Raw genomic sequence first — 8,987 nt, 5'->3', positions numbered from 1 at the left:
CCCGCCGGTGTGACACCGGCGGGCCGACGCGAGGCTCGCAGAGCCGAGGTGGAACCTACGCCGCCTGCCGCACGATCTCGTCGATCCGGGCCAGCTCGTCCTCCGAGAAGTCCAGGTTGCCGATGGCCGCCACGCTGTCCTCCAGCTGCTGCGGGCTGCTCGCGCCGATCAGCGCGGAGGTGACCCGGCCGCCGCGCAGCACCCAGGCCAGCGCCATCTGGGCCAGGGACTGGCCGCGGGACTTCGCGATGTCGTCCAGGGCGCGCAGGTGGCCGACCAGTTCGTCGGTCACCGTGTCGGCGCTCAGGAAGGGGCTGTCGCTCGCGGCCCGCGAACCCTCGGGGATGCCGTCGAGGTAGCGGCCGGTGAGCAGGCCCTGCTCCAGCGGCGAGTAGGCGATGGAGCCGACCTCCAGCTCGTCGAGCGCGTCCAGGAGCCCCTCCTCGGGGCGCCGGTCGAGCATCGAGTAGCGCGGCTGGTGGATGAGGAGCGGGGTGCCCAGTTCACCGAGAATGCGGGCGGCCTCACGGGTCTGCTCCGGCGAGTAGTTCGAGACTCCGACGTACAGCGCCTTGCCCTGCTGGACCGCCGAGTGCAGGGCCCCCATCGTCTCCTCCAGAGGGGTCTCCGGGTCGGGGCGGTGGGAGTAGAAGATGTCGACGTAGTCGAGGCCCATACGGGCCAGGCTCTGGTCGAGCGAGGACAGCAGGTACTTGCGGGAGCCCCATTCGCCGTACGGGCCCGGCCACATCAGGTATCCGGCCTTGGTGGAGATGACCAGTTCGTCGCGGTACGGCGCGAAGTCCGCCCTGAGCGCGTCGCCGAGGGCCGACTCGGCGGCGCCGGGCGGGGGTCCGTAGTTGTTGGCCAGGTCGAAGTGGGTGACGCCCAGGTCGAACGCGCGGCGCAGGATCGCGCGCTGCGTGTCCACCGGCCGGTCGGGGCCGAAGTTGTGCCACAGGCCGAGCGAGAGCGCGGGCAGCTTCAGGCCGCTGCGTCCGGTGCGCCGGTAGGGCATGTCCGCGTAACGGTCGGTGTGTGCGGTGTACAACGCGTTCTCCAGAGGGGTCGGTACGGAGGGAACCGACGTCCACTCTCGCCTGCCCGGCGGGCAGCGGTCCAACAGGAGAATCGGATGGGATTCAGCGGATACGCTTCTCAATCATGGAATTGCGCCACCTTCAGCACTTCGTCGCGGTCGCAGAGGACCAGCACTTCACCCGGGCAGCGGAACGGCTGATGGTGTCGCAGTCGGGCCTGTCCGCCTCCATCCGCGCTCTGGAGCGGGAGCTGCGGGCCCCGCTGTTCGTCCGCACCACCCGCCGTGTCACGCTCACCGAGGCAGGCCGGGCCCTGCTGACCGAGGCGGAGCGGATCCTGGCCCAGGTCCGCGCGGCCCAGGACGCGGTGGCCGCCGTGCAGGGCGTGCTGCGCGGCACGCTCTCGCTGGGCACGGAGCAGTGCATCGCCGGGGTGCCCGTGGCCCAGCTGCTGGCCGCGTTCCGACGGCAGCATCCGGACGTGGAGATCCGGCTGCGGCAGGCCGGCTCGGGCGCCCTCGCCGAGGACGTCGCCGCGGGCCGCCTGGATCTGGCTTTCGCCGTGACGACCCGCGCCGACACGGAGCAGCTCCGCTGCCTGCCCCTGACCAGCGAGCCGATGACCGTGCTCTGCCATCCCTCGCACCGCCTGGCCACCGGCGGCCCGGTCACCCCGTGCGAGCTGGGCGGCGAGGCCTTCGTCGACTTCCACCCCGACTGGGGTCCGCGCCGCACCACCGACGCGGCCTTCGCGGCGGCGGGCGTGCACCGCACGGTCACCCTGGAGGTCAACGACGTCCACAGCCTCCTCGACCTCGTCGAGGAGGGCCTCGGCGTCGCCGTCGTACCGCGCCACTTCGCCCACAAGCGGCGGACCCTGCCGGCCCTCCCCCTCAAGGCGGACACCGAGACGCCGTACGAGACCGTCGCGATGCTCCCGCCTCCGGAGGCGACCAGTCCGGCTGCTCGGGCGCTCATGTCGCTGCTCGAAACAGGGGGTCTGGCACCACCCCGGGAGGGGCTCCAGCACTCCTGACCGGCCCCGCCTCCCGCAGCAGACTCGTGCACATCGACCACGACAACTGCGGGACAGGGGTGCGGAGATGACCGAGTACAGCCGACGGAACGTACTGCGCGGGGCGGCGGCCCTCGCGGCGGCGGGCGGACTCGCAGGGTGGACGGGAGGAGTCGCGGCAGGTGCCCCCGGCACCATGAAGGGGCGCCACCACCCCTTCCTGGAGGGGGCGTTCGCCCCGGTCACCGAGGAGCTGACCGCCTTCGACCTCCCCGTCACCGGACGGATCCCGCGTGAGCTGAACGGCCGCTACCTCAGGAACGGGCCGAACGTCCTGGGCCTCGAGGACCCCCGGGCGCACCACTGGATGCACGGCGCCGGCATGGTGCACGGCGTCCGGCTGCGCGACGGCCGAGCCGAGTGGTACCGCAACCGCTGGGTGCGCTCCGCCGGCGTCGCCGAGCAGCTCGGCGAGCCCTACCCGGGGCCGGTGCCGCCGGACGACTTCCCGTGCAACACCCACGTCATCGGGCACCGCGGAAAGGTCCTGGCCCTCCAGGAGGGCGGCCCGCTGCCGTACGAACTCGACTACGAGCTCAATACGGTGGGCACCTACGACTTCCGCGGCACCCTCAAGGGCTCGTTCACAGCGCACACCAAACTCGACGCCAAGACGGGCGAGCTGCACGCGATCACGTATTACCCGACCTGGAACCACGTGCGGCACGTGGTGATGAACGCCGCGGGGCGGGTCGTACGGACCACCAGGATTCCTGTAGCGGACAGCCCGATGATCCACGACTTCGCGCTCACCGAGAAGTACGTCGTCATCCTCGACATGCCGATCACCTTCGACCCGGCGGGTGCGGAGCGGGGCGACCTGGTGCCGTACGTGTGGAACGAGCGGCATGCGGCTCGGGTGGGTGTCATACCGCGAGCCGGCGGGCGGATGCGCTGGTTCGAGGCGGAGCCGACGTACTACTCGCACACCCTCAACGCGTACGACGAGGGGTCGTCGGTGGTCGTCGACCTCACGGCCTATCCGGGGCCCTTCCTCGTCGCGGGGCGCGGCTCCGGCGGGCCGTACGGGGCGAAGACCGTCCGGCTGCACCGCTGGACCGTCGACCTCGAACGGGGCCGCGTGCACGACAAGGTCCTGGACGACCGGCCGCAGGAGTTCCCGCGCGTCAACGAGTCGCTGGTCTCACGCAGGCACCGGTACGGGTACACGACGGCCGCCGCCGAGATGACACTGGCCTATCTGACGGCCGACGGGAACCCGCCCGACCGGGCCTTCAACAGCGAGCTGATCAAGCACGACCTGCTCCGCGGGACGTCGCAGGTGCACCGGCTGCCCAGGGACGCGGCGGTGGGAGAGGCGGTGTTCGTCGCCTCGGACCCGACGGACGCGAGGGCGGCGGAGGACGACGGTTACACGCTGGCGTACGCCCACAACCCCGAGCGAGGTGCGGCGGATCTGCTGATCCTGTCCGCCCAGGACTTCACGGGTGAGCCGGTGGCCCGGGTCCATCTGCCGGGGCGGGTGCAACTGGGCTTCCACGGAAGCTGGGTGCCGGACGCGTGAGGTAGGGCGTCCACGGTCGGCCGGACCCGCACCGGGGTCCGGCCGACCGCCGCTGCTCAGACCTCGTAACCCGGCAGGACCACGTCCCGGATGAGGGCGTTGCGCTCGTCGAACGGGATGAACGCGCTCTTGACGGCGTTGACCGTGACCGTGCGCAGGTCGTCGACGGTCCAGCCCGCCTCGGCGACGAGCAGGGACATCTCGCGGGTCATGGTCGTGCCGGACACCAGGCGGTTGTCGGTGTTGAGGGTGACACGGAAGCCCAGGTCGCGCAGGTGGGTGATCGGGTGGTCGGCGATCGAAGTGGCCGCGCCCGTCTGGAGGTTGGAGGTGGGGCACATCTCCAGGGCGATGCGGCGGTCGCGTATCCAGCCCGCCACGTGGCCGAGCTTCCCGTCCACGATGTCCTCGGTGATACGGACGCCGTGGCCGATGCGCTGGGCACCGCAGACCTGGAGGGCCTGGTGGATGCTGGGCAGGCCGTGGGCCTCGCCGGCGTGAATGGTGAACGGGACGTTCTCGGTGCGCAGGTACTCGAAGGCGGCGAGGTGGTCGGCGGGCGGGAAGCCGTCCTCGGCGCCCGCGATGTCGAAGCCGACAACGCCCGCGTCCCGGAAGGCCACGGCCAGGTCCGCGATCTCACGGCTGCGGTCGAACATGCGCATGCCGCACAGCAGGGTGCCGACACGGACCGGGGTACCGGCGGCCGCGGCCTTCGCCATACCGGCGGCCAGGCCCTGCTGCACGGTCTCGACGACCTCGGGCAGGGTGAGCCCGCCGTTCAGCATCAGCTCGGGGGCGTAGCGGACCTCGCCGTAGACGACGCCGTCCTCGGCCAGGTCGAGGACGTACTCCTCGGCGGTCCGCAGCAGGCCCTCGCGGGTCTGCATCACAGCGAGGGTGTGCTCGAAGGTGGCGATGTAGCGGACCAGGTCGCCGGAGTTGGCCGCCTCGTAGTACCAGGCGGCGAGCGCGTCCGGATCGGTGGTGGGGAGGGTGTGGCCGACCGCGTCGGCGAGTTCGACGAGCGTCGCGGGGCGCAGGCCGCCGTCGAGGTGGTCGTGGAGGACGGCCTTGGGAAGCCGGCGGATGGTGTCGATGTCGATGCGGGACGCGGTCATGCGGTGGTTCCTCGGCAGGTTTTCTGTGGGTGGGGGTGTGGGCGGGGGGCGTGGCCTCGGACGGTCCGGTGGACTCCGGCCGGTTAGTGAGCGGTTTCCTCCGGCGGGGCCGGCTGCAGCAGGTCCCATCGGTTTCCGTACAGGTCCTCGAAGACGGCGACCGAGCCGTACGTCTCGTGTCGCGGCTCCTCCAGGAAGGTCACGCCCGCGGCGCTCATCCGCGCGTGGTCGCGGGCGAAGTCGTCGGTGTGCAGGAAGAAGCCCACGCGTCCGCCGGTCTGGTCGCCGACCCGGCTGCGCTGCGCCTCGTCCCTGGCCCGGGCCAGCAGGAGGGCGGTGCCCTGCGCCTCGGTTTCCGGCTCCACGACGACCCAGCGGGACCCGTCGGGTCGCGGGGTGTCCTCGGCGAGCCGGAATCCGAGTGCCTCGGTGTAGAAGCGGATCGCCTCGTCGTAGTCGTCGACGACGAGGGTGACCAGGGCGATGCGTTTCATCGGGGCCTCTCGGGAGGGAAGGGTCGAGGTTGAAGGGGAAGGTTATACGTAACACGCGAGGATACGGCATCGGCGGGAGTGGTCTGCGCGGGTGCCCCAGATGTGCGCCCGGGCAGCCGCCGGACCCGCGTCCGGGAAGGGGGGCCGCGTGCCGTCGCCGCGCTCGCCTCCGGCATGCTGGAGTCAAGATCAAGCGACAGGAGTGACACACCATGTCCGAGACTCCCAGGTCGACCGGGGCACCCGCCCACCAGAACGTCACCTTCCCGAGCGGCGGCACCACGGCGCACGGTTACCTGGCGCTGCCACCCGCCGGGCAGGGCCCCGGTGTGATCGTGATCCAGGAGTGGTGGGGCCTGACCGACCACATCGCGGACGTCACCGACCGCCTGGCACAGGAGGGCTTCGTGGCGCTGGCGCCCGATCTGTACGGCGGCAATGTCGCCCACGACAGTTCCGAGGCGTTCCGCATGATGCAGGACCTGCCCGTGCCGCGCGGCGTCGAGCAGCTCTCGGGTGCCGTCGACCATCTGCTCGCGATGCCCGAGGTCACCTCCGAGTCCGTCGGCTCGGTCGGCTTCTGCATGGGCGGCGGCTTCGTCCTCCACCAGGCGGCCACCGACCCGCGCGTCCGCGCGGCCGTCCCCTTCTACGGCGTCATCCAGGGCGAGACCCCCGACTTCTCCGGCCTCAAGGCACAGATCCTCGGCCACTACGGCGAACGCGACGCCAGCATTCCCGTCGATTCGCTCGGCCCTCTGAGCGACACGATCCGCGAGCAGTCGGGCATCACCCCGGACCTCCGCGTCTACCCCGCCGACCACGCCTTCTTCAACGACGGCCGCCCGGCGGTCCACGACCCCGAGTCGTCGACCCTGGCCTGGCGGAGCACGGTGGACTTCCTGCACGCGCAACTGGGCTGATCCCAGGCCTCGTTGAGCGCTTCACCCGTTCCGGTCCTCGTCTCCACCGGGGACCGGGACGGGCCCCACCCGCCATATGGGGACACATGCGCGCGAGCACCGACGAGTCTCGCTTTGTCCGGAATCCGCGTCACGGATCCGGCCATGGTCTGGCGAGAATACGAGCATGACGAGCGTTCCACGGCTCCACCAGCGTGCCGCGCGCACAGCGACGTCCACGCGCAAGCGCGAGCGCGCACTCGACGCGCTCGGCGAACTGGAGCGGATCGCCTTCCCGTCCCGGCCCACCGCCTGGGGGTACGACCGGAAGGCGGCCCGGCGCTCCCTCGTCCTGTTGGCCGTCCCTCCCGCCCCGCACGCGGCCGAGGCGCTCGGCATCCTGGAACGCCACCGGGAGACGGGCCCGCACCTGCTGGCCTGCGCCCACAGCAAGAACGAGGAACTGGCCCACGCCGGCCACCTGGTGCTCCACGCCCTGGGTCCGGACACCCTGCAGGACATACGCGAGCACCTGTGCCGCCGCTCGCCGTACGACCCGCTCGCGCTCAGTGCCGTCCGAGTGCACGGCTGGCTGCCGAGCGACCCGGCACGGCACCCCTGGTTCCTGCTCCTCACCGGCCGGTGGGAGCTCTACGCGGACCTGGACCCGGAAGGTGACAGGCTGAGCCGCATCTATCTGAGCGCCACGAGCACAGAACGGTGCTTGATGCGCGAGGGCCGTCGGCACTTCCCCGGGGAGTCATCCTCCGCCGGGCCCCAACTGGCCCATCTGCTCGAACGGTTCGACACCGTCGTTGCGTTCAACCCCGAGCCGACCGACAGGAAGAGCAGGTTGAGCTACAGCGACTGGAGCCGCGGCAGCTGGAGCGGCTCGTACGGCGGCAGCCCGCAGCGGAGCAGTGGCTCGGGTGGCGGTGGTGGCGGTAGCTATGCCGGAACGGGCGGAAGCCGATACGTCTCGTCGCTCGAGCGTCTCGGGAACGACGACCTCTACCACTGGATGCAGGCGGCGAACGCGGCGTGGCTCGAGAGCCGGGACACCGACCGCGACACGGACTGAACAGCCCGACCCTGTAGGCGAGTTGAGCGGGCCGCACCGGGATGGCCGGGCTGCACCTGTCAGTACGTATAGGTGTTCAGGGTCGCCACGGCCGACGCGGGCGAACCCAGTTCGTACCGGTCCACCGCGAGGAAGTTGGGCTTCTTGCGGGCCGCCGGCTGGCAGAAGCGCTGGGCCCGGTCGGTGAGTTTGGTGTTGTCGGTGGTGGCGGTGGAAGCGATCGCGGCGTCGCGGAAGTGGTTCATGACGAAGAGGGGTCGGAAGGGCGGCGCGGTGGCGGTGAGGGGGATGTTGGTGTTGGCGTCGTACCAGCGGCTGTAGCAGGACCAGTCGGAGCTGCCGAGGCCGGAGCCCATGGACCAGTAGTTCTCGACGGTCCACTCGCGCTGGTACATGACACCGAAACTGTCGCGGGTGAGGCCGGCGGACTGGTCGGCGGAGCGGCTGTGGTCGGTGAAGAGGAGGAGGCGGTCGCCCGCGGCGATCAGATCCGCCAGCCGCGGCCAGCCCTTCGTGCGTACACCGGTCTGGTCGGGGCGGTAGAGGACGTCCGACAGGCCGTTGACGCGGGCCAGTTCGCTGCGCAGGACGCCCGGGTCGACGTAGTCCTCGATGAAGACGGTGACGAATTCGTTCGGGTTCTGCTTGAGGAAGTCGACCATGCGTTGGATGTCGACCCACAGGGAGACCGGCCTGCTGACGAGGGTGCAGCTGTTGTGGCAGAGGATCGCGCCGTCCGAGGTCTGGTGGATGTCCAGCATGAAACCGCGTACGCCGTCGGTGAGTTGCTGGTTGATGCCTCGGCTCTGGTTCGGGACGAGGTTCACGAAAGGCGGCGCGAAGCCGCCGTCGACGCCGTTCGCGTAGGCGTTGTGGGCCGTGAGGAACGTGACCTGGTCCAGGGTGCGCTGGTCGGGGGACGGCATCGGGGAGGTCGGGGACGACACGGGGGTGAGGTACCAGGCGGCGAGGTTCCCTGCCGTGCCCAGCGCCAGTTGGGCGGGATAGTTCGAACCGGATGGTTTCGCGCCCACGGTCAAGTACTGGTCGGCGCCCGGGACTTTGAACCGGTACTGGTCGGTCCCTGTCTGCGTGATCTCCCACGAGGCGTCGGCACTCGCGCAGGTCACGGTTCTCGCCTGGTTACCGGAGCGGCCCAGGCAGCTGCCCGCCGCGTCGGTGCTCTCCAGCACGTACGAGGCACCGCTCGACCGGAGCGTCCACTGCTGGCGGTCCTCGTTGCCCTTGGGGTTGCGCTGGACGACCGCTCCCCCGCTGTCGGCGGCGTTCAGGCCGGTGATCGCGCTCTGAACGTAGAACACACCCGCCGTCGGCACCTCCGCCGAGTGGGCGGGAGCGGCCAGGACGGAGGTCAGTGCCGCTCCGGCGGCGGCGAAGGAGAGCAGGGGGCGATGCATCCGCATGACGGTCGGGGTCCCTTCGGCAGCGCGGCGACGCCGAAGAACGGCGGCCGGGAATGGGGGGTCTGCGCGGGACACTCAATCGGCTTGGTATGTACCGGTCAAGACCATGGACCGGCCGGACAGCCGAGCGACATCAGGCCGCCGCCCTGCGGCCCTCAGCGGTATGTGAGCAGGACGTCAGCCGTACAGGTTGCCGCCCGTTCAACGGGAGCGCCACCGACGGGAAGGGGCGGGTGCCCTAGGCGGTGTCTTCAAATGATCTTGAGTGGTGGATCATGGTCGGGTGATACGTCGACATGAACTGTCGGATGCCGAATGGGAGTTC

The 8,987-nt window shown here is 70.6% G+C and carries 8 protein-coding genes; 4 read left to right on the top strand and 4 right to left on the bottom strand.

What is annotated here, in order from left to right; all coding sequences use genetic code 11:
* Positions 1-55 precede the first annotated feature (55 nt).
* Positions 56-1,051, bottom strand: a complete 996-nt coding sequence (gene mgrA, locus GAS53_RS41215) for an L-glyceraldehyde 3-phosphate reductase (RefSeq protein ID WP_151482895.1) — start codon at positions 1,049-1,051, stop codon at positions 56-58.
* Between the two features lie 113 nt (positions 1,052-1,164).
* On the opposite strand from mgrA, the gene GAS53_RS41210 reads away from it, so the two are divergent.
* Complete coding sequence (locus GAS53_RS41210; RefSeq protein ID WP_151482894.1) at positions 1,165-2,076, top strand: LysR family transcriptional regulator; 912 nt, start codon at positions 1,165-1,167, stop codon at positions 2,074-2,076.
* Positions 2,077-2,143: 67 nt separating this feature from the next.
* On the top strand, positions 2,144-3,640 hold the full coding sequence (locus GAS53_RS41205) for a carotenoid oxygenase family protein (RefSeq protein ID WP_151482893.1): 1,497 nt from the start codon (positions 2,144-2,146) through the stop codon (positions 3,638-3,640).
* A gap of 56 nt (positions 3,641-3,696) precedes the next feature.
* Here the strand turns inward: GAS53_RS41205 and GAS53_RS41200 are convergent, their stop codons facing one another.
* Together GAS53_RS41200 and GAS53_RS41195 are read right to left on the bottom strand one after the other, a co-directional pair.
* Complete coding sequence (locus GAS53_RS41200; RefSeq protein ID WP_151482892.1) at positions 3,697-4,761, bottom strand: adenosine deaminase; 1,065 nt, start codon at positions 4,759-4,761, stop codon at positions 3,697-3,699.
* An 83-nt stretch (positions 4,762-4,844) separates the two neighbouring features.
* Complete coding sequence (locus GAS53_RS41195; RefSeq protein ID WP_151482891.1) at positions 4,845-5,255, bottom strand: VOC family protein; 411 nt, start codon at positions 5,253-5,255, stop codon at positions 4,845-4,847.
* Positions 5,256-5,467: 212 nt separating this feature from the next.
* Here GAS53_RS41195 and GAS53_RS41190 point away from each other — a divergent pair, with 212 nt between their 5' ends.
* Positions 5,468-6,178: a dienelactone hydrolase family protein gene (locus tag GAS53_RS41190; protein ID WP_151482890.1), complete on the top strand. Its 711-nt coding sequence runs from the start codon at positions 5,468-5,470 to the stop codon at positions 6,176-6,178.
* A gap of 166 nt (positions 6,179-6,344) precedes the next feature.
* On the top strand, positions 6,345-7,238 hold the full coding sequence (locus tag GAS53_RS41185; protein WP_151482889.1) for a hypothetical protein: 894 nt from the start codon (positions 6,345-6,347) through the stop codon (positions 7,236-7,238).
* Positions 7,239-7,297: 59 nt separating this feature from the next.
* Here the strand turns inward: GAS53_RS41185 and GAS53_RS41180 are convergent, their stop codons facing one another.
* Positions 7,298-8,662: a PI-PLC domain-containing protein gene (locus tag GAS53_RS41180; protein ID WP_192583497.1), complete on the bottom strand. Its 1,365-nt coding sequence runs from the start codon at positions 8,660-8,662 to the stop codon at positions 7,298-7,300.
* Positions 8,663-8,987: the final 325 nt, after the last annotated feature.

Source organism: Streptomyces albicerus (genome assembly GCF_008905045.1).
GTDB classification, from domain to species: domain Bacteria; phylum Actinomycetota; class Actinomycetes; order Streptomycetales; family Streptomycetaceae; genus Streptomyces; species Streptomyces albicerus.
The sequence above is the reverse complement of the archived record's forward strand: the minus strand, read 5'-3'. Positions and strand labels throughout refer to the sequence as shown.